Origin of the sequence: Congregibacter litoralis KT71, assembly GCF_000153125.2 — a bacterium.
Classification (GTDB): Bacteria; Pseudomonadota; Gammaproteobacteria; order Pseudomonadales; family Halieaceae; genus Congregibacter; species Congregibacter litoralis.
This window is the reverse complement of record NZ_CM002299.1, coordinates 3,561,002-3,586,065: the sequence shown is the minus strand read 5'-3', so window position 1 is coordinate 3,586,065 and position 25,064 is coordinate 3,561,002. Positions and strand designations below refer to the sequence as shown.

Here is a 25,064-nt window from a genome sequence, read left to right as displayed (position 1 = left end):
GTTATGAAAACACGGCTGGTTTATTTGGCATTATCGATGAGCATCACTGCATTGAGCGCGTGCAAACTTGAAGTTCAGGTGCCTTCGGGCGCCACCGTGACCGCCGCATCGGGGTTGGTGTGCAGATCGGGTGAAAATTGCGAAATCGACGTTGTAGATTTTCAGTTTGATGAGACCTTCGATGTGCAAGTAGCACAGGGGTACCGATTTCTACAATGGAGCCGACAGACTCATGGCCTTTGTTCAGCGCTGAGGGGTGCTTGCCGATTGTCCAATGCGGGCCTTGCTCAAAGTGAATCCGCTATTGCTTTTGTTGCCAGTAATAGAGTGTTGACGATCGCTCCTGTCGTTTGGGAAGTGCCTGACGGTGCCTTTGAGCTGGAGTTCAGGCCCATAGCAGGAGAGCCTGTTTTGAGGGATGCAAGCGGCGTGGCCATCGGCTCTATACAACCTGTTTTTAATGGTCGTCTGGGCTACTTCGTATCCGTGCATTTTAGGAATCGTCCCGAAACGTATACCCTGTATTTTGAAAACATAACGTTGATCGTAACGCCAGCACAACCTCGGGAAACACGTTTTGATATCTTCTACGGTTCAAGTGCCTGCGATGCGGATGATCCAGTGTTCGCGGCGCCTGTCGATGGGGGAGATCGCCCATCATTTGCGTACTTGGATTCGACCGGCAGGGTAATGATTCCCGATCCAGAAGGTACCCTGACAACATTAGCGCAGCCATTTTCGGCCCCCAACCAAAGAGGCGCAGAGTGTGGAATGTTGGAGGGGCCGCTAGACGTCTATCCGCTTGTGCCGACGGATTTAGTGCTTGCGTTTCCGCTTCGGATAGAGGGTGAGCGGCGACCAATCTTGAGTTCCGACGTCAGCTTTTAGTCGTTGCAGACAATTAATGCTGCCAGGCATTTTTACGATTGCTTTTCTATTGCCTAGTGGGTTGGCGGATGACTTGATGGCACTAGCACCCAGTACCGCGGCGAAGATTAAGTCAAACAGCTTGCTTCAAATCTAAAGCGCAGGTTCGAGCGGCGTTTGCGATGCCCCAGATGCAAGCACTGCATCTCATCGTGTTCATGTTGTTAATTATGAAGCGAATTTCGGTCCCAGCATGAGGCTTACTTGTCGGAGGCGGCAGTGTGTAACGTTATAGTAATAGTCAGCCTCCAGCGTCACGGTTTCGCCTTGACCCTCCGAGAATTTGGTCTTAATCACGATGTTTTGATAGTTTGGTTTATCAAGCGGGCTACGTATGAGTGCCAGAGTATGCGGCGAGAATGGCGGAATACCAAGGTCACTCCAGTAGTCATTCGAGGCACGCTGTGCTGCATCGCCTGGTTTGTTTTTTTAGCGGATGGATCAATGGCAGACTCGAAGCTTTCTGATGAGCTGATGTTTCATCCTATGGCCTCTGGGGGCGGCCGCAGTGCCGAGCCCCAATTGGAGCGAGCGATTGAGGCCGCTGCCTACCAAGCGTCGGTTGCGGGGGACATCACGTTAAGTGTCGAGCGGATAACTCAAAACCTACTATCTGATGATGATGTACGCGCCGAACTTGAACGTGCGAGCGTCGACGTGCCAGCAGTGTTACATCAACTCGAAATGTACTTGGATGCCCAGCCAAAGAGTGAGCAAGGTCGGCGTGCTGATCCAGATCCCAAGGTTCGCGAGCTGCTCCGAAACAAGACCATGAACCTTCGATCAGAAGAACAACGGCGTGTTATGTCTTGCCTCGATGTACTCGCTGCCATCATGGAGCAAAACGACAGCTTCGCCAGTGAAACTTTGCTTGACGCCGGCTACTCGCAGGAGCGCGCGCGGGAGGCCGCGATCGGGCACTTTGCTGCGCAACAAAAGAAGGCTGACACTGAGCTTCGTGACATACAAGCGAAGATCTCTGCCGTAGAGAGCGAAAAAAAGCCCCAGTGGGTGGCCGGATCACCAGGTAGTGAGTCACTGCAGGAGGACCCACGCTTGATGCAGCAGTATCGATTGGTCGTTACGAGTCGTAATGCCGAAAGTGAGGTGGCGTTCAAAGGAGCCGTAAGCCAGGATGGTCAGCTTACGTTACTTGTCGAGAACACCCCTTTCGAGTTGGAGCTGCTTGCCACGCGGTTCATTGCCTTACTCGAAGTGGCATCGGGCAAAGAAGGTATCTCGGCGGAGCTGTTTCTTCGCCAGGACGACGGCAACGAAAGGAAGGTCGGCGGTTTTGGCGGCATGTCTGGCGCGATTTTGGAAGATCGACGGGACAATGCAGCTTACTGGAAATCAGGGAATTTTTAGTGGAGGCAACCGGTCTAAGGTTGCGTGTCTCTAAGCCTAGGTAACAGCGCAGCTTCAGCTGATAAAGACCCAAGCTGTCGCGCATGGCTACGGCGATTGTGGTTGGCTTGCAGTGTTGGTTAGGTGTGACGTTTTGTATTTTACTGATTGTGACCCTTGTAGTAACGCTGTGAGTAACAGTGAAGGGCGTCGGTAGCGGAGGCTTCATGAACGGTGATGATAAGAAACTCATAAAGCATACGGATCACCTCGTAGCGTTCATGGTGAGCATTATTCGTAAGTGGCGAGTTACACAAGCGCTGAGGTTGGGGCAGTATCCTGCGATTCGGGAAAATGGTCTCGCAGCAACGGGTTTTGATGTCTGCACCGATACGCTTTTTTACAGTGTGATACACGACCTCGATGCGCTTATGTTCGATGAAGGTCGCAGGACACCTAGTTTGCGAACATCGCTACAAATTCTCGACCGGCCTGGTGTAGAAGCTCGTTTCAGAGCCCGTTTTTTATCCAGCGCGGCGTGTGACGGAGGCTCTCAGACTCAGGATGGCAGCGAATTTGATAATACAATGCAAAGGCTGCGAGCCGAGATTCCTGCCGTAATTGACGGCGGTGACGCAACTGCGTGCCGCCGAGCAAGAGATCGGTACACAGCTCACTTTTGGCTCCAAGATGATGGCTGCGACTATAAGCGTCTAGATCTTCAACACTTTGGCTTAAGCTTGGATACGCCAAACCGATTGATAAAACGGCTTCGCCCCCGAATCGATGACTTGTGCCTTGTTACACAGCGTGACGCTCACGCGTGGGATACGTATGCCCAGCAGAGTGAACAGATATCGGATGAGCTTGCCACGGAGCTTGGGGGGCAGGCAGGCTTTATGCCGGATATCGAAGAGATGAAGCCCCAAATTGAAGCGATTGTCCGGGAACTAGCAAATAGGGGAAGGGAGCCGGGCGTCTCACAGCAAGGCAACAAGGCTGGAATAAATATTGTGAGGGCGGATGACTAAGTTGAGCCTGCTCACCTTTGAATCTTTGGGGCATCGCGAGCATTGCACCGGTTGTTCTGGTTGCCATGTCGATAACAGTGGAGTTGGTCTGTGTTGAGTTGTTGGTCTTTCAATGCTTAGGCAAAGCAATGCGCGGCACACTGACCACGGAAGAAAGTGAACGATGTAGACACGACTGAGGGGCGGCTTTATGGTTTCTGTCATGATGTTCGAGTGAGTTTCCATGGATTGCGGAGCGTATTGGTATGCGACGACCTATTTTTTTGGCTTCTCTACCATTACTTGTTGGGGGCCTTAGCTGCTTTGGTGAGGAGTACATTAGTCCAAGTCCTGTTAGTGAGGCGGACTATCTGGCGATAAAGACCATCGTCGTCGGCCGACACCCGGAACTTGCCGCTAGTCCCGGTATAAAGTATTCGCATTTCATGCCTAGCGTGGGCACGCCCGGTTGTGAAGAGACGGATGAAGACAAGTCGGGCGGGAAAACAGTATGGGCCGCCGTGACGGGAAGCTCCATGGAAGAAATCCAAAAACAGCTTGAGTCCCTTAGTCCGCAGGTAAGCTGTCAACGCCCTCAAGCCGATATCTATTTTGAACCCTTTAGAGAACACGCCGGTCGTGGTGATGGCGCTTTTGTTAGATGCAAAGCTCCCGTTCAAGGTCCAGCAGCGGCTGAGCCAACGTTGGGTTGGTCCTGCGATCCCGTAGTGTTTAGGCAGTATGTGGAGCTAGACGATCAGGAATGCAAGGTCACTGTGGTTGGAGAGATCTCGGACGCAGGATTACACGTTATCAAGAATATAGGCCTTGCTGTAGAAAGCGAGGTGCCGCTAGAGGAAAGGAATGTCTTGATTAAGTTTCAGCGGATGAGGAACGATCAGGCCTTTGCAATATTCGGCTCCGAATCTTGTCTGGCCGGCGAGGGGTCCTTTTTTTTCAGACACGAGCCTGATGCGAATCTCGACCTTGCCGAAAGCTGGGAGCTCACGAACGACCTGCGCTGACAATACCGTGGCCCTCCAGTACTAGGGTAGGGTATTGGCGCTTTATCCCTCGGCCAGCATTGAGCTTGAGTTGGCTGTCGGCCAGGGCGATTTGTTGCCCTTTTCGGCCACTCCCCTAGTGATAATACTTTGACCCAGGTGTAGCTACGCCTTATGACTAGAAGGTGTTGGGCGCAAGCGACGGTCTCGTCTTTTTATCGATGGATCGATGGCGGCAAACTGGTAGATGTAGACTTTTTTCGAAAGCGGTTCACTCAGACTGATCTTCCTGGAGTTGGTTGTGGCACTCATAGTTTGCGTCGTGAATATCCGGCATGCTGTACCCGTTAGACAACGAGGCGAGGAGCGGTCATACGTATGCTAGTTCGACAAGCTTTAGTGTCTGTGGCTTGTTATCGTCGTCATTGTGAGTTGATCCTAGTTGTATTCTTGGCAATGACACTATCGCAGGCGAGTGCCGGGTCGACTCTTGCTGAGGGCTATTCCGCTTCAGTAGTGGATGGTTCTATCGAGACGGGTTTTCGGATGTTTACCATCTACTCGCTTGAAAAGGCATGCTCTCAGCCTCATATGCCGGTGTCACTCGTTGCCAAAGATCTGGAACTCGATGTCGGTGATACGTTCACCCTAAGTAAACTGTTGGTGAATGCGCTGGATGATAACGGTGAGTTTATCCCGTCGGTGCCGATTGTTATCACCGGAGAAGTCGATTCAAACGTGATCTATCATGACCCAGCGTTCGATCAAGAGAGCTACGTCGCACGCCATGCGGGCAGCGTATCGTTTGCTGTTGTCTACCTTTGCCCGAGTGCGCAGCCGGTGAAGACGGAGTTTCGTATTCACGTGCGATCGAAGTCCGGTTTGCTTCCGCCGAGGTCTTCATTCCAAGAAGGTCAATCATGAGCGCTTCACGTGCTCCGTTAAGTGTGTTCTGTGTAAGACAAGGCGGGCTTGCGGAGTGCGTCTAACGTTGCTTGCCGGTGCGCTCTTGGTTTTTGCAGCTTTCATTCAGTTTCATTTGTTTTACGGCATGTCCGCTTATGACCTGCCTCCCAAAATGCAGGAGCAGCTTTTGGTCTGTCTAGATGCGCCTCTCGCTGGCCTCGTTCCAAAACGGTATGTTGTGCATAACCGTCGAAATACGTCAGTTATCGACGCCAAGGTGTTTTACGGCGTTGTGCTTTTTCGCATCACTGGACGCACACCAGGAGGAGTCCTCCAGGAATGCTCTGTTGATTACCTGCCTGGTGGACCCATCTCGCACGCTGACGACTTGTGATGCGCTCAGATGAGTGCTCATGCGACCTTACGAAGGCTTTGGTGAAAATTAGCGCTTGGGAAGTTGCCGCGTGAGCTCTGCTCAAAGGGCAGCGGTGTCATCCGTTATCGCAGTTGTGCTATGCATCGGATGGATGGCGTGGTCGACCGAGCCATTTGGCGTTAGCTCCGTAGAAGTCTCCCAAGACTCAACAAATACAGGGTCGCCAGAACAACGCTTCTTACCTTATCTAGCTCCGGACGTCGCGCGTCTTCTGTTACCGTCGATTAGCTCTGATGACGAATTGAGTAAGGACAGTATGGACTGCAACGAAGCTATCAATGCCCTGCTTGATGTCCAAACTGAGGAGGAATTTGCAGGATGGCAGGCTGATATGACGAGTGTGCTCTCTCAGTCTGCGTCTGCAGAACACTTGCATGTGGCAGCGCTCCTCGAGGACGATCCAGTAAAAAGCGTGGCGTTGATCAATCGCGCTCTAGCCATTACGCCGACCGATCCTATGATGCTGTGGAGTGCGGTACAGATATGCTCCAAGGTAGACGGTGATATCGGCTGCAATACTGATGCATGGGAGTCTCAGTTATTGGCCGCCGATAGCCAGAACAGCGAGGTGTGGGCTCGTGCGGCCGTCAGTCGCCATGCGTCTGGCGACACTGTCGGTGCCTTACAGGCATTGGAGCAGGCGGCGTCAGTGTCCCAGTCCACCGTTTATTGGCCTGAATACATCGCTGCAATCGAGCGTGGTTTGGCGGCAGGTACCAACCAATCGTTTCTGCAACGAGCATCCTATGCGTTTGGAATAGCACCGTTACCGGCTTATGGGCCAGTTGTGTCGCTGTGCAGAGAACAGTCGGCTGCCGACAAATCTTGGGGGTACGCCTGCCTCGCGTATGGCGAGCTTCTGGAGCGCCAAGGGAAAAACGATTTGTCACTTGCGATAGCGAGACGTCTACAACAGATCATGCTGGCTGCCTTGGGTGAAGTCGAGCGAGCAGCAGCCATGGAAGCGGGGATTCAGCGCGAACGGGAGTTAATGAAGAGTCGCCCCTACAGCCCAGTGCATGAACTCGTGATGCTCAGCACGCCGGAACTGTTTGCCGAGTATTTGGCCGCGCTGAGAAGTGTTGGCGAGGCGGGGGCGAGAGCACAGATGGGGGTCGCGGCCGACAAAATTCTTGAGCGTCGACCGGAGTTACGATGTGTCGTCGACAATGAGTGACGCAGGGCGACCTATCGAAACAACGGCAAGCATAGTCGTTTGCCAGTCCTTCACTCGAGGTTTTGTCACATGAGCTGCCTGACGCGTCGTAAATAGTTGTCGCATCGCTCCATAGACTTATGATGCCACTACGATCTGTATTCACGCCCTCTCTTTTATACTGCGACTCATCAGGCGGTGAAAGGCATCAATTCTCGTGTGCGTCCGACGATGCAGCTCGAGGGTGAAGTATTGATTGCCTAGGATGAGCATGAACATGGCCATGAACACGATGTTGTTATCCGAGGAACTTCCTACTCCCTGTGAGTTGATGAACCACATAAACAGCGCGATGCACATCACTTGGGCAACGGCCGATACGATAGGATTGTAGGTGGGGCGGAGAGATTCGAACTCTTGTAAAGCTGATTCCTTCCGCCTCGCATCTTCGTAAACCAGTTGCGCTTGTACGTTATCCACTTTTCGTTCTCCTCGAGATCTAAGCTGAGTAAGCTCGTCACAGTATTCGCGGCTTTTAAAAGTCCACGGTATCGCTCATGTATTGCGCTAAAACCTCTTCGCCCGCATTTCCAGTCTAGAGGAAAATACAAGAAAATCACGCTTGTGGTGGGGGTTATCACTAAATGGGTCAATAATTGCCGTATCAAGGCTGTCACATAGATAGAGTAAAACGATGAAGAAGTTTCAATGGTACCGACTTCTATCTGCTGCCATGAGCAGGACGGTCCCGCTCTACTTTGAGGTTGCCATTATGAAGCGGAATACGGAAGGTCTGTCTGTTGTTTCCAGACCCCGCTACTTTCGAATCCTTTTGACAGTCACTGCCGCTGGACTCTTAAGCGCAGGCGCAGTGGGCGCTGATCAGTGTTCGTCTAATCATGGCAATCCGGACGGAGGTTTTCGTGAGGCGCGGTACGACGCCATGTGGAGCCTTGATTATCGCGCTCACGGCGGGGTGGTCCGAGCCGAACTCTCGCCTGATTCGACGCCCACACCACCGGCAGTCCTAATGCCAGCCTTCTCGATCGATCCCACGCTGCTCGTAAAAGATCCAGATGCGGCTGGGAGAGAGCTTCTTTCCGACTTGAGGTTGCACGGAGAGTGTGTAACCGCTCCGATAGCTGGCGACTTAAGTTGTAGGGTCCAGCGCTTCCCAATGGAAAACGACATTGAGCATTTCGGACTGAGCTGCGAGCAGACAATTGCAGGGGTCACGACCCGTAACACGCATGTCAGCATACGACTAAGTATCTCAGGCGTTCTTGAAGAAGCTGGCGTGAGTCTGCTGGAAAGCCAATCCCCTGGGTTGGAGGCGTCGCACTGGCCGACCGACGAGGAGGCACTGCGCGTAGCAGACGCCGCCTTTCTAAAGTCGGGGGGTGATCGCAGTAGTCCAAGACGTGAGGTGTTTCGAATTGATCGCTACTATGATGCAAGCGGACCAACAGTGTTGCTGTCGCATAGAGAATGCGGTGTTACAACGGTTAATGCACGTACACGCGAAGCAGCCTACGCATGCGTTTCTCCTCCGCATATTCCCTTCTTTGAGCCGCATGGCGCAAGAGAGCGAAAAACCATCATCAGCGGACTGCCCGCGGGAACCAGGCCGGTAGCAGCGAGCCTCGCTGATAGAACAACTTTGCTTTGGAGTCCGGATAGCGACTACGATCCGGGAGAGTCGTATCCCGGTATGCTCCATGCCATCTCACTAGCCGGGGAGACGCTTTGGCAGGTTCGCGCCGATGGGATTGGCAGAACGCACATACTCTCCACTGGAACTGACGTTGCACTGGTGCGGGTTGATCGACCGGACGCGCAGCAGCAAACGGTGAGCACGATCATCCTGAGTGGGAAAACAGGCGAGCAGATCAAGACGTATCCAGAGTGGTCGATTCCGGCGGGCGCCGCGATTGCCGTGTCGGCGGATGTGAGTCGCATCGTCCACTATTACAGCGATTTTGATCAAAGCTTTATTGTTGCCTCGGCGCTGGATGGATCGCCCGCGTGGCGTCTCGCTCTAGAGCCTGGAGTAGCCGTGGAAGACCTCACGCTCTCGGTAGAAGGTGAGCTTGCAGTCCTGCTTCGTCGTGGTTTCTATCAGGACCCTGTTAATCGCCCCCAGTATTCACTGCTTCGCGTGGGTTCAGAGGGGCAGGCACAGGAGCATGTACTGGTTGATGAAGAGAGTTTCTTCCGACCTGAGTTGCTCGGCCTGATTGGCAGTAAGGCTTTTGCGCTTGGGGGAAGTGCGTGGTCAGCCGATAGGCGTGGGACCTATCTGCGTAGTTGGCATTTTCTTTCGCAGAAGCGTGTTGATGAGATGGTTGTGCCTAGAGGCTACGCGGTAGCACTCACGCAGAAGGCAACCTTGTTGTACAGAGCTACTGAAGGTTCTGATTCGATTGTGGGTGAGCTCTCCATGGAGGGCAAAACACTGTGGAGTCAGCTGGTGGACGCCGGGTCTGATAGACAGGAGTTCATAATTCCAATGCCGCTGGGAGATAACTTGTACCTCACGACGCCCCAGTGGTTTGCGCAGCATTACCGGTCTCAGCAGGCGGTCGGAGCACTACTGGTGATCGACGCCGCTGAAGCCGTGTCCCGCGCCGATGCATGCAAACCGCTTGAGGGGCCAGCCGTTCAGCGAAGAAGGCCTGTCGGGAATGTGTCAATCGTTGTTCGAAAGTCGCCAACGTTTTCACTGTCGCGCCCCGGCTGCGCCGCGGATGCGGATCGTGTGTTTAGTCTATCGACTGATAGGCTGTTCGAAGCGATTCAAGCAACCAATGCTATTGGCTGGGAGCAACAGCAAATCGATATTTTGCTGGAAGAAGGAGATCCGGGTATCGAATTTCCACGCGAACCCAGGCAAGACTACGAGCGACCCCAATACACGCTCGTTAATGCGCCCGGGCAGCTGTGGTTTCGTGCACATCCGGATGACGTCGAAGAGCTGGCGGACATTATTATTGAGCAGGTCGCGCCGCACCTTCGCATCATGGAAGAGCTGCGGCATCGTGTTTATGCCGTCACGGGAGCGCTAGTGATGGTCGAATACTCGGATACTTCTGACACTATTGCGGACCGTTTGCGGGCGGCTGAACATACGCTGCGCTTGCTGCTTGATATCGTCGAGGCAGGTTATGCGAACGAGTCGCCGAGAGTCAGGCTGTCACCAAATGAGTTTGAAATGGCGTATGGCCGTGTGCCGTCCATGACCATTAGTGGCGGGGCCTTGCAAGGTTTTCGGCCTACCGATTACGCCGAGGCCATGGAGCCGCTTGCCCTGGAGGGCCTCAGTCGAACAGCGTTCGTGAAGTTAGTTGATCGCCTCGCTGCGCTGCGTGCCGAGCAGGAGGCAACTTAGGGTGGCGAAGTGTTTATCACAGGCGACGCAGTGGTCTCTGTTAATGCTATTGCGGTCCGCGAGTCAAAGCTCGGCCATTTTCTTTGCGAGGCTCCTTCTCTTCGTGACAGTCCTGCCAACCGTGTCCGCGTCGGCGAGCTCCGAGCAGTCGGGGCGCAACGATGGCTGGCGTATCCACCTTCAGCTCCAAAGACCATACATAGATCCGTGGATGGGTGGTGATCTAGGGAGTGTTGTTGTCGTATCGACCGGCGGGATAGCCTTTGTAGAACCGGTCAATAGCTTTCGTTTTTCCTGTGAAACGCGTCTGAGCGATCAGGAGCAAGGGGAGGTTGCTGGGCTAGTCGCAGCATTTCGCCATGAAACTGCTGCTCTTGATGACCGCCTCGGTGTATACCCGGGGCAGGGTTCAGCTGTTTATGATCGATTGAACAGCGTCGATTCCCCTTACACCCACCTAAACATTGTAACTCAGTCATGGGTTGATGATGACCCGGCCTCATCGCGGCGTGTGTATCTGACTTATCTCGATCTAGGGATGATTCAAGCGGTTTATCCAGACCTCTTTGCGTTGACGAGCATGTTGATTGATTTGCGAGATAGTCGTGCGGATCGCTGCAGCAAAAATTTATCAGAAGGGCGCAAATGAATCTTTCAAGGTCTGTCGTCTTAGGACTCGGTTTGATCTGCGCGGCGGTACAGGCGGTTCAAGCGCAGCAGGTCACACAGTGGTCTATTTTCTTTGACCGACCGGACTATGGCGGTTGGGGACAGATGATGAACGATCCGGATATGTTGATCGCATCCAGTGGACGCTATGAATTCCTCGATTACAAAGACCGTTTGGGGACCTGCAAGCGGGACATTAAGTATCTGGATAAGGAGGTGCTCGATGATCTACATGACACTCTCGTGCCTGTGCTCAGACGCTATGAGCTGACGCCTGCGGTGGAACTCAGCTGTACGGTGAGTGATACGGGTGATGGTCCGACGTTTTGGTTTGATTACACGTTGGATACCGGGCGAGCGAACCAATTCTCAATCTCGCTACAGCCCTACTGGTGTGGCTCGAAAAGATACAAAGACCTGCAAGCACTTCAGACGCTGCTCGAACGGATCGCGAAATCGGTTCCAAAGGACTGTCAGTGAGAGCTTGGTGGGCCACTTACTACCGATTCATTAGATACGCGTGATCCGAATAGCGAGACGGTTTTGCAATGGCCATGGTCATCGCCTCAGTCGCCGCAGCTAATTCGTAGCCCCTGCTCCTTCAGCCGAATAGGTTTTCTCCAGTAATCGCTGTTCTTCGCTAATCAAATATACGAGGGTAGCGTTTATTCCAGCCTGCCTCAGTGCGTCAAAATGAGGGCAGTAGTTGTGTCTCTTACGATGGTTCCAATACTCATCCCAACTCAGTAGGTCGTCTTTGTCACAGTCGGCAAGATAAAAGTCTCTGCGTGATGATGAGATTAGATCTTTTTGGCCACTACCATAGTAGTGCCACCACTCAGCAAAGGAAATTTTGTTATCAAAGTTGGCGTCGAGGCCCGAGAAAAAGCTTGATTGACGATCTAGGCAAGAAATGAGCGACATACAGGTCAAAACAACTCCAAGCAAATAACCTAACTTAGCGGCACTCAGCGTCTTTACTCTATGCGCTTGATTCACCAAATGACTACCCAGCTTGGAGATCCAACCGGCCCGAAACACGATACCGTGAAATTGCCCCAACAACGGGGCAGTGCTCGGAGCTCGTGTAGTACGGCGTTTCGTTATCGGTCTCACGTAAAAATTTGACCGCTAGAATAAAGGATGTCAGACCATCCATCCTTTATCGGTTTCTAGGGATAGTCAATTGAATCAGAGCGATCGAATTTTGAGGAAGGACTGGTTGAAATCTGCCAGGCAGTTCTAGCGTTATTCAGCTACTGATGCCGGGATATCTAGCTTAGATGGCCGCAAGGTCAGCACTAAGCAATTCCGCGATATTGGGGTAGCTGCTTTCGATGGCGGGTTTGAGCGATTGCGTGCGACCAAGAGCTATCTTTTCATGATCTCAAAGAGTTAAGTTGTCGATACTCAATGATGTTTTGAGCAGCTGCTACTCAAAGGTGGTTGGTATTAATGCAAAAGTTGCTGGGCCCGTCCCTACAATATCTAGGTTTAGCCATCACGCGTGTTCGCTCAGACTGGCAGCGAATGTCTCACTCTCCCGGTAAAAGCTTTTGCGCCGCCCCTTGGACCCATGGTGTGCTGCGACAGAATGGTCGAACACAACCCTGTTGCCGCAGCGACTTTGATTACGGAAACTGGAAGACTCAGGGTCTGAGCACGGTCTGGCGAAGTGATTCCGCTGCCAGCTTCAGAGCGAACGTTCGAGAGGGCAAGTTTCCAAACGCGCATTGCGACGCGTGCGTCAAGAATGGCTATAACCTCTCGCTTTCACAATCATTGGCTAAGCCATTTTGGCGTCACGTCGCCACGTTAAGGCGTGAGTGGGCATGCTCGCGGCTCACATTCTATGGTCGGAATTGGCCGCTGCTGGGTCTTCTCTTATGCATGAAAAGCATTCGTCTTTCTCTAATCGAGAAGGCGCTCCTAAAGAGATATCAACGAAAACTGCAATCGCTTTCTCGTAGCGTGCGTTCAACAGATGGAAAAGCTGCCGTCGAAAAGCTACAAATCATTGGACAAACCGTCGAGTCATTTCTTGGTGGTGAACTTCGGCCACGAGCAGTAGCTCCCGTCAGAGAAATCAACTTGATCAGCGTGTGCAACGCGCGATGTATTCATTGTCCAGGATTGTTCTCACAAGAAATTGTGCGCGGTTTTCGTATGCCTGATGGAAAGTTCCGGTCCAGAATGCCTCAAGATGAACTGGAGTTAGCGCTGACGGAGAGCGACTCGGTTTTAGACTTTTTTATGAATGGTAGTGAGTTTCTGCTGTATCCACAGTGGAAGCAGGTGGCCTCTTATCTGCGTAGCATCGGATCGGAGCTTCGTATTTCTACGAATGGAATTTTACTTACGCCCTCAAATTCCCACCATCTCATCGAAAACAGACTTTTGAGTAAGCTCAACATCAGTTTAGACGGCGGCACACCCGCCACCGTAGAGCGCGTTCGACAGGGTGTTTGTTTCGAGCGTCTCGCTAGCAATGTACGCGGTTATTTTGAACGGGCAAGCAGCGAGAGATTCAATATACCGGTGGGATTCTCTTTTGTTCTGATGGAAAGTAACGTCGACGATCTTCCGGATGTCGTTGACTTGGTGGCTTCTTTTAGGAAACAAGGTCCAGATATACCTGTCCAAATATCTGTGTTTCCACTGTCCAGCAATGGCGTGGCCGCTTATCGTCCATTCCTTGAAAGAGAGCATCACTCGCGTATCCCTCACCATACGCTCGTTAGTTCGTTTCGGCGGATGTTGGACCGCGCCGTTTTGCACAACATACCCCTGATTGCATTTAGGGCGCCGCTCGAGCGCTTCGTTAAAGCTGGCTGTAAGGCTCCACCGTTGAATGTAGCCTGTTTGCCAAGAGTGCTCTCTGCAAAGACAGTGGCGCCTATTTTGGCGCCCTAAAATGCGAATACTTACAGTAACCAACAAGACTTAGTGGCTGTTGAACACGTGGTTGCCTCAGATGGAACCAAACTAACTGGTCGGTGTTGAGAGAGCGTAATACGAGTCCAGCGTACGGAATCGAGCGCTTATCTTGAGCTTAGATAGACTCAAGGTGCATTCGCAGCCGAACATTGTTGTCTGAGCCCGATGTCGCCGTGACAATGCAGGTGAGTTGAAGACCCCCAACATCGCGGAGCCAAGTGCGTCCTACCACCGTATTGCCTTGGAAGTTCGCGTCCATTCGCCATCCCTGTTCTGCCATTTGTCTATCGAACCCAGTCATAAGATTGTCACTAGAGACCGTGGTCTGTAAGGATATGGATGCATGTGCTTCGTTACCGCCACCGCCGCTACCGCTGCCCAGAAACGGCGACGTTTCTATTGATTTCGGAAGTGTCAGTGCTGGGAGATACTTTATTACCCCGCTGTCGTATCTCCGGGCACCGGTGTGGGCAGCAATCATCTCCTTGCAGTCTTGCTTGCCGCGATTGTCGTAATGAGCCAGCGTGACGACAGTTCCGATATCGGTGGATCGAGATAAGACAGTCAGCTGACCGTCTCTGTTACGGCAAAACTGTTGATTGTCCATCACCGCGTTAGGTTGGCGCGGTACGAAGCCTCGCTGATACATCCTGCGTCGATCCTCACCTTGGGGTATGGCTATCCAGTTATCTCGCCTCAAGGCGTTTGATAAAAGCTGTCTTGCGTCGTCGGGGTTCAATCCACTTTTCCAGCCCACGGTCGTGTTCAAACCGTCGCGACGCTTGCTGCTCGCAATGAACTCCAGATTTGGGGTGTCGATGTCGAAGGGGAAGGAATCCGGCCAACTGCGGCTGTAGCTGGTGTACGTGAAAAAGGCTATCGCGATGTCTTCGTCAACACAGCATGTCTCTTCTGCGTTGACAGCGCTAGCGAATAAGAAAATGAAAAATAATCGAAGCATCATATTGCCAAGCTCTATTGCTCTAAAGACTCGCCTTGAAAAGCATAGACCACGCATGTGTAGTCCGCTAGTCATTTACTGAGTTCAGCTTACACTCAAAACCTAGGCCTCTTCGAATGCGCGATCCCTGTTACATTAGGGTAAAACTCAGAGGTGCGTGAAGCATAGAAAATTGATGAAAGCGCTTGTTCTTTTTTTGCTAGCCGCCATCGGACTGGCATTCCTTGCATCAACTCGCGTCGGTAATGATGACCTGCATGCAATACGAGAATTAGCAGATGCTGGGCAGTATCAGAAGGCATTAGATAAACACCTCTGGTTTCATGAAGAGTCAAAAAAAGCCATAGGTATGGGAGCGGTCCGGTTGTCTTACGCCATCAGTGCATGGGTAAAGCTGGGCACAAAGTACCCGCCAGCGCTTGATGCACTTAAAGAAATAAGAGATACAAACACCGAAGTGTTGCTCGCGGGCACGGGTACATTTGGCAATTTCCATGAATTAGCCGCAATAAACCGAGGTCTAGGTGAAGGGTGGGCGACCGTAGATCTGTTCATAGCTCTCGATACGACGTATCCGGCGCAGGCGCGCTCATATTACAGCGTCGCTGAGGATCTTCTGATGCAGTTCGGCAAGTATGAAAGCATAGCTAAATATTTGGATGATCCCGTCGCAAAATTTGAACGTTTGCGTGACAGTAGAGAAACTCATCTAGCCTTAGCAAAGGTAAATGCCAAACTGAATTCGCCGAAGCATTTGGAGTTGATCGACAAACGCTATCTTGAACGTGTGACCAACCTTATTAGTGCTTTATCGGCGATCAATCGAGACGAGGAAGCGGAAGTGATTAGAACAATGGCTTTAGCTTACTATCCGAACCAAGAAGTCCAGCTCATCGGCCTGTGACGCCTGAGCCTGTGGTTGAACTAGAGAACCTAAAAGAGCTCCGGCGATTAATGGGTGCTAGCTTGCTCGAGTGCAGACCAGCCGTACAGTACAGCGACGGGAGCTTAATCAAGAAAGCTAAGGCCAACTGCTTCGAGCCGCACGCGTAAACAAAGAAAGTTGTTTACTGAGCTGCTAGCAGTCGGTGCGGTTGATGGTGTCAAAGCGTTGCTGCAGATCGCACCAATCAGTGCCGAGCACGCTGCGGCTAGCAGTCGCTCACAAATGCAAGAATGTCGGAAACCGAGTGCATACGTTGCCTTACTGCAAAATTCAGTGGTAGCTTCGGTTCTTAGTCTATTCATTCAGAGCAGATAACCATGAATGTAAAACCTATTGCTCGAATATTCGTCCAAACCAGTGTTTTTCTAGCAGTTTTCAAAGGCCAGTTGGTACACGCAGATGTCCACATGGCGGAGGCCGCCTACCAAGTAGGCTACGGATCGTCTCGTGTGGCTTATGGAATGCAATTCTCAGGAGCGTGTGCTGAGCGAGTAAACATACGTATTTCGATAACGAGCTCGAGGTCTGTAGAAGAGTCGCTCGATGAGATTGCTCAGTACGCGCGTGATTCTGCTCCGTTGCTAATAGTCCGGTGTCCGCGCGTACAGACCATTCAAGCCTATGTCCAAGACAGTCCGTCAACGCTTGAGAATAACTATCAATTTACGCTTGAGCGAAAAAGCAATTGGCAAGTATCGGATGTCTCAACTCGACACACATTGTTTAAACATCTGTTGGATGCCGGCTATCTTCCAGCGATAGGTAGAGCACCGTTTCATGAGCGCGTGTTTGTTCGGTTCGAAAATGGTCGTTTTGACGGGATCTATGGTAATCAGCTGGGCGGCCATTTGGTGGCCAATCATGTAGAAAAACATTTCCACGAAAGTTCTCCCGATCGGCTGTCACATTATTTGGTTCGTGGATACTTTTATGAAGTTGGCAACGAGCAAGCCGATGGTACTTGCGATAACGCACTTGAGGGTTACGCTCTTTGGGGCGCATTTGATCTAAAAATCCCTGTCATTGGTGACTATGTGACGATCACCCGAAGACCCTGTGCTTTACAAGGCGAGGACGCCAGGTCCGAGGTGATTGCGTTTAGCGATGTGACACCCCGTTTTTTACGCACAAATTTTCCAGGTTTTGACCTCGACCCTTTTATTTTGGCTGATGACTTAGCCGGCAAGATAGCTGCAAGTGCACGTATCAGCCAAGGTCAGTCGCAAGATGCATTCTTGGCTACGCGTGTACCCTTGTTGAAGACCGACTTAATCCAAGTATTCGCTGCGCGTAATAGCAACTGTAGCTCGCCGAGATACGACGCTATTTACCGTATTAACCATGAACGCCGCGACGATCAGTTGAGTCGCAATGGCGAGGGATATCAGAACTTCATCGGACAACTTGTTCAAAGAATCGCGTTTGAGCAATGCGATACACCCAGAAGCGCAACGGTCGACAATTATCGACTCGGTGACGATGAATACTGGGATAGTATGATCTTTAGTTTCCAGCCGGCGTCACAATCTGTTTTTGCCGATGCCAAAGACTATCAGTTACAGAGCTTGTATGAGAGCGATGCCGCCAAGAGTTACCGTAAGTGGAAGGCAGACAATATGTTTGGTCCGAGCTGCACTGAGGGGGTCTTTTGCGAGCTTCGCGCAGGGAGATACTTAAACGCTATTTATCGCGGTGATGACAGTCAAATTCGCCAAATGGATAAACTTGCTCAAGACAAATTCCGCGATACAGCCGATGATCTTTTTCCGGATAGTAAAGGCAATGAGGCATTCAATGCGTTATTTGGCATAAAACAAATGGTGGAAACGGCGCATCTAATGCGCGGCGCCGCGAATAAGTATATGTACAGCTACAAGAAGTGGGGGAAGACCTGTTTTGTTGAAGGTGCTGAAGATAAGGAATATTCAATAACCTATCCGACCTACATCGTTACTGATGAATATGGTTATACCGAAGAGTATGGCGGAGGTACGTCGTCGGCAGTCTATAGCTTGAACCCGGAGTTTTTCCCGCTACGTGATCGGATTGCCGGCGCATCGGGAAGTGCAGATGCAAGCAGTGCAACCCATACGTTGATGACAAGAGAGCTGTTTTTTGGTTTGGAGGATATGAAGCAGCGATACGCCTGCGATAGTCCCGAGGTCAAGGAATTTGAACAGCAACTTAGACGTATTACTTTCCAGATTTTAGAGAGCCCGGGAACGCTGTCGGTAGCAGCGGAAAATCGGCCACCCGAAGTTTCCGCGACGATGGCCGAGCCTTTTTCAGAACCAGAACGGGTAGCGAGCTCGGTAAGCGTCTCTTCTATAGCACGATTGATGCCGACGTCTATGCCAGTGGCTTCTTCGGGTTTGGTAAGTATCAGTACCAACCCGCCAAGAAGTCGATCAGCAGAAGAGCGTCGTCAAGATGATTTTTCTCGCGACTCAGTTGCTGCGGGAAAATCCGTGTTGCAAGACATGTTTAATAAAGTGCAAGCTGAGCAGGGTCTACCAACGGCTTCAAAGAATGGTGTTCAACAAGCGACGGGTTCCGGCGCGCAAACCTCGAGTAGCGATAAATCAAATGCGATTGCAACCATGTCCCCGGCGGTTAAACAGCAGAGAATGCGTCAGGAGCTTGCTGACCTTCAGCAGCAATATCAGAAAGAGGCTCTTGCAATGAATCATAGGCTTTTGCAGGTGCAACAAAGTGGATCGCGCGCAGAATTGATGCAAGTACGCGCAGAGATGCAGCAGGAGTTGGTCGCGCTACGGGGCGAGCACAAGAAGCGAGTGCAAGCGATCATGCAAAAGTACAAGTAATTTCATCAGTCGTTTACGCGGTATCGCCAAGTTAAGTGCCCCAAATTTATAGACTCGCCCCATGAATATTTACAAGCGCCACCGATTCCCGCCTGAAATCATCTCCTACTTAGTACCCATAAAGCGGGGCAGGTTCTTTGGCTCTACTACAGATTCAATCTCAGTCACCGAGACATCGAGGATCTCCTCGCAGAACGAAGCATCACCGTCAGCCGTGAAGCTCGGGAGCATAAAGTTTGGAGCTATTTACGCCGGCCGGCTGAGGCAAAAGCATCGAGGCTACGGCGACCGTCTTTATCGACGAAGTTTTTGTAAAGCGCAATGGCAATCAGCATTACATTTGGCGAGCAGTTGTCCCTGCGAATTACAAATTCAAGCGGCAATGGGTAGCTCAAACAATCCGCGGCAATGCCTCTTCCATCGGCGGTGATTGATATCAACGATCTTTCCGGCGCCTAAATCTACTGAAGTAACGCCACCGAGCCCAGAATGAGTCCGGGACTCGTTGAAACAGCACTGATATTCACGCAGGTTGTTCTTCAGGTCAGTCGCTGTCCAGAACAAAGTTTGATCTAGTAGTTCTCGCCGAACACTACCAATCGGTCGTTCTACAAATGGATGAGACATAGGTGCGTATGGCAATGATTTGATTTCTTCAATATCAAGTATGCGCATATTCGCTTTCCACCGGTGGTATTGAAACAGTGGGTCGTTATCGGAGCTAAGGTATGTCGGCTAGCTTTTTCCAGATGTTGCTTCGTTGAACATCCTGCACAGTATCGGCCCATCAACGTGAGCAGCATGCACGCCGAAACCGATAATCCTGCGCGTGTATTGATCCATGACCACCATTACCCAGTGGCTTTTCAGCACGATGGATTCACACCTGAAGAGATCAACGCTCCATGGGCTATTTATGGCGTGACCCATCGTAGTGAGCCATGATGGCCCACGATTGCTCGGTTCTCGCTTGTAATGTGCCGCAATTACGCGCCGTACCGTGTCTTTATTTAGATCCAAACCAAATGTCAGCTTAGTCTGCTGGGCAATCCGAGGGCAGCCAAAACGAGGGTTCCGCCTTTTCATCTCACCGATGGCATGAATTATTTCGGCTGACGGTCCCTTGGGACCAGGTTTGCGCCCACGGCGTGGTGAAAACCGCATCGTGGTGCTCCACTGCAGTTTGTTGCTCGCAATTTCCTATCAATTCTAAACGCGCAGGCTGGCCTGAGTGTTCAGCTCAATTCATCAAGAATTGCCTTGAGATCACGAGAACCATGGACAAAGTCGAGCACCAGAATTTCATCGAAGGTATTGCGGTAAATGATGTAGTGCCGGCCTTCTCGATAGTACTCAAGATCAACCACGTCGCGTTGCCCTGCAAGGAGACCACTGCACGTCAGCCCATGTGGCATTTCGTTGGCGGCAAGTTCCGCTAACCGACTGATCAGTTGATCTTTATAACGCTCCGCCTGTCCGACACCGAAGTGTTCGATCGTCCAGCTGATAACATCCTCAAGGGTCTGTTCGGCCTGCGGGGATAACCGATAACCCCTCATTGACCCTGCTTAAGGACAGCTCGGCTAAATGCTCTTTCAATGGCCTCTTCACCTGACCCCTTGGCGAATTCTCCTCGCTCCACTTGATCAAGCCCGGCGATAACGCCGGCCTGGATATTTGCCAGCTCCGTTTCCCGTTGCTGCGCCCGATCCTCTAACAACCGCAGTCCGTCGCGCAGGACCTCGCTCGCATTTTGATACCGGCCGTTTTCGACCAGTTTTCCTACGAAGATCTCCTGCTGTTCTGTTAAGACCACGTTTCTGGTTGGCATATGTCACCTCACTGAATTGATTCAGATACTAGCAGTGCTGGCAATATATGCCAATAAGGTCTAGCGGAGTGGAGGTTGGCGGGGAAGCCCGCCCGCTGCTTGCGGGGGATTTGCGGGACTTGCTGTGCTTCGTTGTGCTCAACGGTGCAAAGTACGCTGTGGGTGCTCGAATTTAAGTTAATAAAATCAATAAGTTAAACAAATCCAGCACAATTCATAATGCTGGGGTCGGTGGTTCAAGTCCACCCGTAGCTACCAACTTTCTTCTTTATTTTCAGTATCTTAGCAGGGGCTCTAGGCTCTACCCACTGGCTCTCGGCTCTACGGCTCTCCCCACTTAACGGGGGATAAACCGTGACTCACTAAACTCGATTGATGATAACGCTTCAGGAGTCGCCGAGCTTGCGTAGGGCCTCTGCTCGGTACGTCTCCCCGAGAGGGATTTCGATATCACCAACTTCTACATCCATGCTGGCGAGGGCCGTGACGCGAAGCCGATTCACGAGGTAGGATCGGTGCACACGGACAAGTTCGGAGCCTGCTCGCTCGCTGAAGGACTGCATGGTTTCCTTCACCGTGTATATCTTTCTCTGTGTATGGATACGAATGTAGTCTTTAAGCCCTTGGACATACTCGATGTCCGCGATACATAAACGTACATCTTTACGGTCGCAGCGTACAAAAACAAAGTCCCTCGCCAAGCCCCGGGGAAGCTCATCAGTAGTAGCCCTTGCCCGTCGCGCATTCAGGAACCGATTGACGGCTTTGAAAAACCGCGGGAAGGTGACAGGTTTTAGCAAATAGTCGATGGCCTCAAGCTCGAAGCCCTCCAGGGCATACTCACGGTATGCTGTCGTGAAGATCACCGCCGGCGGATGGCGGAGTCCCTGATAAAAATCGGTGCCCTTGAGCATCGGCATTTCAATATCAAGAAAAAGCAGGTCAACGGACTCGCTGGCCAGTGTTTCGCCTGCTTCCAGTGCATTGGCACAAGACGCGACCAGCTGCAGCTGTTGCAGCTGGGCCACATGACCCTCAATAAGTTCGCGGCCAAGATGTTCGTCATCGACGATCAGGCAGCGAACGCGTGCATCCGTCATGCCACTTGCCGCTGTAGGTAAATGCGCGAGGAATAGTGCTCAGGTGTTTCTTCTAGATCAAGCTTGTGCGTCCGGGGGTAGAGCAGGGCTAGCTGCCGCCGCAGATTGGCCAGTCCGATTTTTTCTTCGCAACTTTCCTTCGGCTTTATCTTTGCCGACTTAGAGTTACTTACGGTAAACACGATGGTCTCGGCCGTGGCTTTCAAAGAGATATCAATAAATGCTTGGTCAAGCTGTTGACTGGCGCCGTGCTTAAAAGCGTTTTCGATCAGGGTGAGAAACATCAGGGGGGCAACCATCACCCCGGCACAAAGCTCCTTGCTGAAACTAACATTCAGACGTTCTCCAAAGCGCAAACGCTCAAGGGCGATATAGTCATCAATCATTTCCACTTCATCTTCAAGAGAGACGTACTCGTTATTACAGCGATAAAGCACATAGTCGAGGATACCTGACAGCTTGGCTATTGCTTCAGGTGTCTGCTCAGATTGCTTGATGGCGAGAGCATAAATGTTGTTCAAGGTATTGAAAATAAAATGGGGGTTTAGCTGACGCTTCAGCGCCTCCAACTCGGCGACTCGTTTCTGCTCGCGTAATGCCAGCACGGCTTGCTGCCTCTGGTAATAGCTGACCGCAACGAGAACGGCAGCTGGAAACGCGAGGAGCGGTAGCTTGGAGAACACAATCCATCGGATCGTCGACGAAAATCCGAGGCGCTCCAAAAGGCTGAGTTCACTCAATATTTGATAATACTTGCCATAGGATTCGGGATAAGCGGGCTCCAGATAAAAGTAGCTGAACAGAATGTTGCTTTCCGCAGCCAGGAATAGGGCCGCGAGCAGCAACAGACCGAATAAGCGGATGTGGCCTCGGTCCAGCCACCGCGGCACGAGAAAATTAAGGGCAATGAAAGCGACCATTGCTTGTAAGGCTGTGGTGGTCCCGGCGACTTCCAATACCTCTCGTGTCGAAGAGTAGCGGTGCCAATCAGGTCCAACGTTAAGGAGGAAGACAACCGACCAGAAGGCCGAATGAAACCCTGCAAGCGCTCGATTCACGCGTACTGTCACGACTATCCATCTGCTGGTCAATAATCTGCGCAATCTAAACTACTTCCCCGTTTTAACAAGACCTACCACGATGTTGTCGCCCATTATGTGGACCAACCCCAAGGATTCGTCGACGAACCGCTGTTCTAGGTGCAGGGCAGTGTTCGTCGATAAATCTCTGCTTTTGGTCTTCGCGGGAATTCCGGAGTGAGGCCAAGCGGATAGGGTCAGCGCCTCTTTCTCTTCTCTGGAGTGCGCATGAAGCGACTAATTCTGATCATCATTACCTGCACGTTGAGTTTTTCGGCATCTGCGCTTGAATCCGGCACGTCTGGTGCCACCCCTCAGCGAGCCATTTTGGTCACGGGTGCCACGTCGGGAATCGGTAAAGAGATAGCGCTTACGCTATCGCGCCGCGGATTTTTTGTATACGCAGGAGCCCGTAAGTCCGCTGATATCGAGGCTCTCAGCAAGATCGACAACATGCGCGGAATACGTCTGGACGTGACGATACAGGCGGACATCGATGCAGCCGTTGAGACCATTGAGCAGAGCGGGCGTGGTTTGCACGGCCTCGTCAATAACGCGGGGGTTTTCGTCTTCGACCCACTTATCGAAGTTAGCGAACGCGATATGCGGTTTGTCATGGATGTAAACGTGTTTGGTCCCTACAGGGTCACCAAGGCGTTTGCGCCGCTATTGATTGAGCATCAAGGCCGGATCACCACGATAGGCTCCCTTTCAGGTATTTTCTCGGGCGCGCTTATGGGGCCTTACGGCATGAGTAAGCATGCCGTGGAAAGCTATGCCGATTCCCTCGCTGCTGAGATGAGCAAGTTTGGAGTGCAGGTTAGCGTCGTAGAGCCCGGAAACTTTCGCTCTAACATCATGGAAAACATGCGACAGCGCATGGCGGAAATCGACTCGGGCGAAAGGAGTTCGCTGTTCGAGGATGAGATCACCCGATTTGCCGGTTTCACGCAGAGCGACCGCTCTAGACATCTCCCACCAACCCCTGTGGCCGATGCAGTCTACAAATTCATGACAGCGCCTGAGCCAAAAAGGCGTTACTTGGTGGCACCTGACGCCAACGAGGCTCACTACGCAATTAGACGAGCGCTACAGAGGGTGGAGGAACTCAATCGGGATCATCCATTCACGCTTTCCCGCGATGCGTTGGTGAATCTGCTGGATAAAGTCCTTGAAACGGCGGCAATCGAATGATTTTTCAGCGAGCCATTGAGCAGATGACGCTGATAAGGCCCCAGGAGCTGCGTGCCACTGTTGCATCCTTCGCCATGGTATTTCTCCTGATGGCTTCGTATTTTGTTTTGCGACCGGTGCGAGATGCAATGGCAAGCGACTGGAGTGACGCGGAGGTAAGTCTCCTCTGGAACATCCAGTTTTTTATCAGCGCAGGTCTCGTGTCAATTTACAGTCTGGCGGTTTCGCGAATGCCCTTTCGTTGGGTGGTTCCTGTCGTTTACAGCGGCTTCGCCGCGAGCTTTTTGCTATTCGTTCTGGCGATACCCAGGCTGGCTGATCCGGTTATGGCCGAAAAGGCCTTCTACCTTTGGGTCGCGGCCTTCAGCCTTTTCAATCTGTCGGTCTTTTGGGGATTTATGGCGGACACCTTTCGTCGCGAGCAGGGTGAAAGACTCTTCGCAATTATTGGTTCCGGGGCAAGCGCTGGCGCAATCGTAGGACCGAGTCTACCGACACTTTTTGCAAGCTCTTTGGGGCTTGATGTTCTGATGCTCATTGCATCCCTTGGCCTGCTGCTTGTTGTTCCCCTGATTTTTTATTTGCAGCGACTCAAGGAAACGGCGCTGGACAACCAGACCGTACACGTCGACTTGGCGGATCAGCGCATCAGTGGGCAATGGTGGACTGGATTTCGTGATGTCGTGCGAAATCGTTATCTACTGGCAATCGCGCTTTTCATCACCCTTTACGTTTTCATCGGATCGTTTGTTTACTTTGAGCAGAAAAATCTTCTGGCGGCGTACTCGCGCCCGGAGCGAGCAGAGATTCTTGGCGCTATTGATTGGGTGGTTAACGTACTCACCTTTTTCTGTGCCTTTTTCGTCACCGGCCGTGTTGTCCAGCGCCTCGGTATGGCGGCCACGCTCACGGTTGTTCCATTGCTGGTGATGACTGGGTTGTTTGTTCTTGCTTTTGCGCCGATCGTCGTGGTGCTCCTCAGCCTGCAGATCGCACGCCGTGTCGGTAACTACGCGGTGACGAGGCCAGCCCGTGAATTGCTGTTCACGGAGGTGAGCACCGACGAGCGCTTCAAAGCCAAAGCGGTGATCGACGTAGTCGTGTATCGCGGCGGCGACGCCGTTAGTGGGTCGCTGTTTGCACTGCTCACAGAGGGCCTGGGTTTCGGCTTGGCGGCGGTCGCTCTAATTGGTGCGGGCATCGCTGCTATGTGGTCCGCGCTGGCGCTCTTCCTCGGCAGACGATTCGATCGCTCCGGCTCCGCTATCGACCTACTGCAAGTAACCCCACTCAAAGAAAAGGCCGCTCTCAGGGGCCCCATTCGCAATCCTTGAAGATACTTAGGAGT

Annotated in this window: 21 protein-coding genes and 2 pseudogenes; 16 read left to right on the top strand and 7 right to left on the bottom strand. The window is 52.0% G+C overall.

What is annotated here, in order from left to right; translation table 11 throughout:
- Positions 1-3: 3 nt before the first annotated feature.
- From KT71_RS16260 to KT71_RS16230, 6 genes are all read left to right on the top strand, one after another.
- Entirely contained in the window at positions 4-888 is an 885-nt protein-coding gene (locus tag KT71_RS16260; RefSeq protein ID WP_023660215.1) for a hypothetical protein, read from the top strand.
- A 483-nt stretch (positions 889-1,371) separates the two neighbouring features.
- The gene (locus KT71_RS16255; protein WP_008294256.1) at positions 1,372-2,295 is read left to right on the top strand and encodes a Clp protease N-terminal domain-containing protein; all 924 of its coding nucleotides are present in this window, start codon (positions 1,372-1,374) and stop codon (positions 2,293-2,295) included.
- Positions 2,296-2,501: 206 nt separating this feature from the next.
- Entirely contained in the window at positions 2,502-3,305 is an 804-nt protein-coding gene (locus tag KT71_RS16250) for an AbiU2 domain-containing protein (RefSeq protein ID WP_023660213.1), read from the top strand.
- Positions 3,306-3,550: 245 nt separating this feature from the next.
- Positions 3,551-4,309: a hypothetical protein gene (locus KT71_RS16245; RefSeq protein ID WP_023660212.1), complete on the top strand. Its 759-nt coding sequence runs from the start codon at positions 3,551-3,553 to the stop codon at positions 4,307-4,309.
- A 435-nt stretch (positions 4,310-4,744) separates the two neighbouring features.
- Positions 4,745-5,212 carry a hypothetical protein gene (locus tag KT71_RS16240; protein ID WP_152025262.1) on the top strand — a complete coding sequence of 156 codons (468 nt, stop codon included), beginning with the start codon at positions 4,745-4,747 and terminating at the stop codon, positions 5,210-5,212.
- Positions 5,213-5,886: 674 nt separating this feature from the next.
- On the top strand, positions 5,887-6,807 hold the full coding sequence (locus KT71_RS16230) for a hypothetical protein (protein ID WP_008294261.1): 921 nt from the start codon (positions 5,887-5,889) through the stop codon (positions 6,805-6,807).
- A 141-nt stretch (positions 6,808-6,948) separates the two neighbouring features.
- Here the strand turns inward: KT71_RS16230 and KT71_RS16225 are convergent, their stop codons facing one another.
- Positions 6,949-7,266 carry a hypothetical protein gene (locus KT71_RS16225; protein ID WP_008294262.1) on the bottom strand — a complete coding sequence of 106 codons (318 nt, stop codon included), beginning with the start codon at positions 7,264-7,266 and terminating at the stop codon, positions 6,949-6,951.
- Positions 7,267-7,963: 697 nt separating this feature from the next.
- Here KT71_RS16225 and KT71_RS16220 point away from each other — a divergent pair.
- From KT71_RS16220 to KT71_RS20265, 5 genes and pseudogenes are all read left to right on the top strand, one after another.
- A complete protein-coding gene (locus tag KT71_RS16220) occupies positions 7,964-10,174 on the top strand; it encodes a hypothetical protein (RefSeq protein WP_152025261.1) in 2,211 nt (736 codons plus the stop codon).
- A gap of 211 nt (positions 10,175-10,385) precedes the next feature.
- Positions 10,386-10,823, top strand: a complete 438-nt coding sequence (locus KT71_RS16215) for a hypothetical protein (protein ID WP_152025260.1) — start codon at positions 10,386-10,388, stop codon at positions 10,821-10,823.
- On the top strand, positions 10,820-11,323 hold the full coding sequence (locus KT71_RS16210; RefSeq protein ID WP_023660209.1) for a hypothetical protein: 504 nt from the start codon (positions 10,820-10,822) through the stop codon (positions 11,321-11,323). Before KT71_RS16215 ends, KT71_RS16210 begins: the two co-directional genes overlap by 4 nt.
- Before the next feature lie 975 nt (positions 11,324-12,298).
- Positions 12,299-12,577: pseudogene (locus KT71_RS21435) on the top strand (SPASM domain-containing protein); the annotation flags it as partial.
- 156 nt (positions 12,578-12,733) lie between these two features.
- Positions 12,734-13,756 carry a radical SAM protein gene (locus tag KT71_RS20265; protein WP_238549434.1) on the top strand — a complete coding sequence of 341 codons (1,023 nt, stop codon included), beginning with the start codon at positions 12,734-12,736 and terminating at the stop codon, positions 13,754-13,756.
- Positions 13,757-13,895: 139 nt separating this feature from the next.
- Here the strand turns inward: KT71_RS20265 and KT71_RS16200 are convergent, their stop codons facing one another.
- The gene (locus tag KT71_RS16200; RefSeq protein WP_008294267.1) at positions 13,896-14,744 is read right to left on the bottom strand and encodes a hypothetical protein; all 849 of its coding nucleotides are present in this window, start codon (positions 14,742-14,744) and stop codon (positions 13,896-13,898) included.
- Between the two features lie 172 nt (positions 14,745-14,916).
- On the opposite strand from KT71_RS16200, the gene KT71_RS16195 reads away from it, so the two are divergent.
- The 3 genes and pseudogenes from KT71_RS16195 to KT71_RS21490 all read left to right on the top strand — a co-directional run.
- Positions 14,917-15,645 carry a hypothetical protein gene (locus KT71_RS16195; protein ID WP_008294268.1) on the top strand — a complete coding sequence of 243 codons (729 nt, stop codon included), beginning with the start codon at positions 14,917-14,919 and terminating at the stop codon, positions 15,643-15,645.
- A gap of 359 nt (positions 15,646-16,004) precedes the next feature.
- Complete coding sequence (locus KT71_RS16190; RefSeq protein WP_023660206.1) at positions 16,005-18,512, top strand: hypothetical protein; 2,508 nt, start codon at positions 16,005-16,007, stop codon at positions 18,510-18,512.
- A gap of 61 nt (positions 18,513-18,573) precedes the next feature.
- Positions 18,574-18,865, top strand: a pseudogene (locus KT71_RS21490) (transposase family protein); the annotation flags it as partial.
- Between the two features lie 19 nt (positions 18,866-18,884).
- On the opposite strand, the gene KT71_RS21430 reads toward KT71_RS21490, so the two are convergent.
- From KT71_RS21430 to KT71_RS16170, 5 genes are all read right to left on the bottom strand, one after another.
- Positions 18,885-19,187, bottom strand: a complete 303-nt coding sequence (locus KT71_RS21430; RefSeq protein WP_084567005.1) for an integrase core domain-containing protein — start codon at positions 19,185-19,187, stop codon at positions 18,885-18,887.
- A gap of 560 nt (positions 19,188-19,747) precedes the next feature.
- The gene (locus KT71_RS16185; protein ID WP_008294273.1) at positions 19,748-20,071 is read right to left on the bottom strand and encodes a type II toxin-antitoxin system RelE/ParE family toxin; all 324 of its coding nucleotides are present in this window, start codon (positions 20,069-20,071) and stop codon (positions 19,748-19,750) included.
- Positions 20,068-20,343, bottom strand: coding sequence for a type II toxin-antitoxin system ParD family antitoxin (locus KT71_RS16180; protein WP_008294274.1), 276 nt, complete (start codon positions 20,341-20,343; stop codon positions 20,068-20,070). The genes KT71_RS16185 and KT71_RS16180 overlap by 4 nt, the downstream gene beginning before the upstream one ends.
- Positions 20,344-20,729: 386 nt before the next feature.
- Positions 20,730-21,443, bottom strand: a complete 714-nt coding sequence (locus KT71_RS16175) for a LytR/AlgR family response regulator transcription factor (protein WP_008294275.1) — start codon at positions 21,441-21,443, stop codon at positions 20,730-20,732.
- A complete protein-coding gene (locus KT71_RS16170) occupies positions 21,440-22,513 on the bottom strand; it encodes a sensor histidine kinase (protein WP_023660205.1) in 1,074 nt (357 codons plus the stop codon). Before KT71_RS16170 ends, KT71_RS16175 begins: the two co-directional genes overlap by 4 nt.
- 237 nt (positions 22,514-22,750) lie before the next feature.
- Between KT71_RS16170 and KT71_RS16165 the strand changes: the two genes are divergently transcribed.
- Complete coding sequence (locus tag KT71_RS16165) at positions 22,751-23,716, top strand: SDR family oxidoreductase (protein ID WP_008294277.1); 966 nt, start codon at positions 22,751-22,753, stop codon at positions 23,714-23,716.
- Entirely contained in the window at positions 23,713-25,050 is a 1,338-nt protein-coding gene (locus KT71_RS16160) for an NTP/NDP exchange transporter (RefSeq protein ID WP_008294278.1), read from the top strand. Before KT71_RS16165 ends, KT71_RS16160 begins: the two co-directional genes overlap by 4 nt.
- The last annotated feature ends 14 nt before the right edge of the window (positions 25,051-25,064 follow it).

Bases quoted from the DNA above. Each gene is read 5' to 3' on its own strand.
- KT71_RS16260 (WP_023660215.1), top strand. From the start codon at position 4: ATGAAAACACGGCTGGTTTATTTGGCATTATCGATGAGCATCACTGCA.
- KT71_RS16255 (WP_008294256.1), top strand. From the start codon at position 1,372: ATGGCAGACTCGAAGCTTTCTGATGAGCTGATGTTTCATCCTATGGCC.
- KT71_RS16250 (WP_023660213.1), top strand. From the start codon at position 2,502: ATGAACGGTGATGATAAGAAACTCATAAAGCATACGGATCACCTCGTA.
- KT71_RS16245 (WP_023660212.1), top strand. From the start codon at position 3,551: ATGCGACGACCTATTTTTTTGGCTTCTCTACCATTACTTGTTGGGGGC.
- KT71_RS16240 (WP_152025262.1), top strand. From the start codon at position 4,745: ATGACACTATCGCAGGCGAGTGCCGGGTCGACTCTTGCTGAGGGCTAT.
- KT71_RS16230 (WP_008294261.1), top strand. From the start codon at position 5,887: ATGGACTGCAACGAAGCTATCAATGCCCTGCTTGATGTCCAAACTGAG.
- KT71_RS16220 (WP_152025261.1), top strand. From the start codon at position 7,964: ATGGAAAACGACATTGAGCATTTCGGACTGAGCTGCGAGCAGACAATT.
- KT71_RS16215 (WP_152025260.1), top strand. From the start codon at position 10,386: ATGGGTGGTGATCTAGGGAGTGTTGTTGTCGTATCGACCGGCGGGATA.
- KT71_RS16210 (WP_023660209.1), top strand. From the start codon at position 10,820: ATGAATCTTTCAAGGTCTGTCGTCTTAGGACTCGGTTTGATCTGCGCG.
- KT71_RS20265 (WP_238549434.1), top strand. From the start codon at position 12,734: ATGAAAAGCATTCGTCTTTCTCTAATCGAGAAGGCGCTCCTAAAGAGA.
- KT71_RS16200 (WP_008294267.1), bottom strand. From the start codon at position 14,744: ATGATGCTTCGATTATTTTTCATTTTCTTATTCGCTAGCGCTGTCAAC.
- KT71_RS16195 (WP_008294268.1), top strand. From the start codon at position 14,917: ATGAAAGCGCTTGTTCTTTTTTTGCTAGCCGCCATCGGACTGGCATTC.
- KT71_RS16190 (WP_023660206.1), top strand. From the start codon at position 16,005: ATGAATGTAAAACCTATTGCTCGAATATTCGTCCAAACCAGTGTTTTT.
- KT71_RS21430 (WP_084567005.1), bottom strand. From the start codon at position 19,187: ATGCGCATACTTGATATTGAAGAAATCAAATCATTGCCATACGCACCT.
- KT71_RS16185 (WP_008294273.1), bottom strand. From the start codon at position 20,071: ATGAGGGGTTATCGGTTATCCCCGCAGGCCGAACAGACCCTTGAGGAT.
- KT71_RS16180 (WP_008294274.1), bottom strand. From the start codon at position 20,343: ATGCCAACCAGAAACGTGGTCTTAACAGAACAGCAGGAGATCTTCGTA.
- KT71_RS16175 (WP_008294275.1), bottom strand. From the start codon at position 21,443: ATGACGGATGCACGCGTTCGCTGCCTGATCGTCGATGACGAACATCTT.
- KT71_RS16165 (WP_008294277.1), top strand. From the start codon at position 22,751: ATGAAGCGACTAATTCTGATCATCATTACCTGCACGTTGAGTTTTTCG.
- KT71_RS16160 (WP_008294278.1), top strand. From the start codon at position 23,713: ATGATTTTTCAGCGAGCCATTGAGCAGATGACGCTGATAAGGCCCCAG.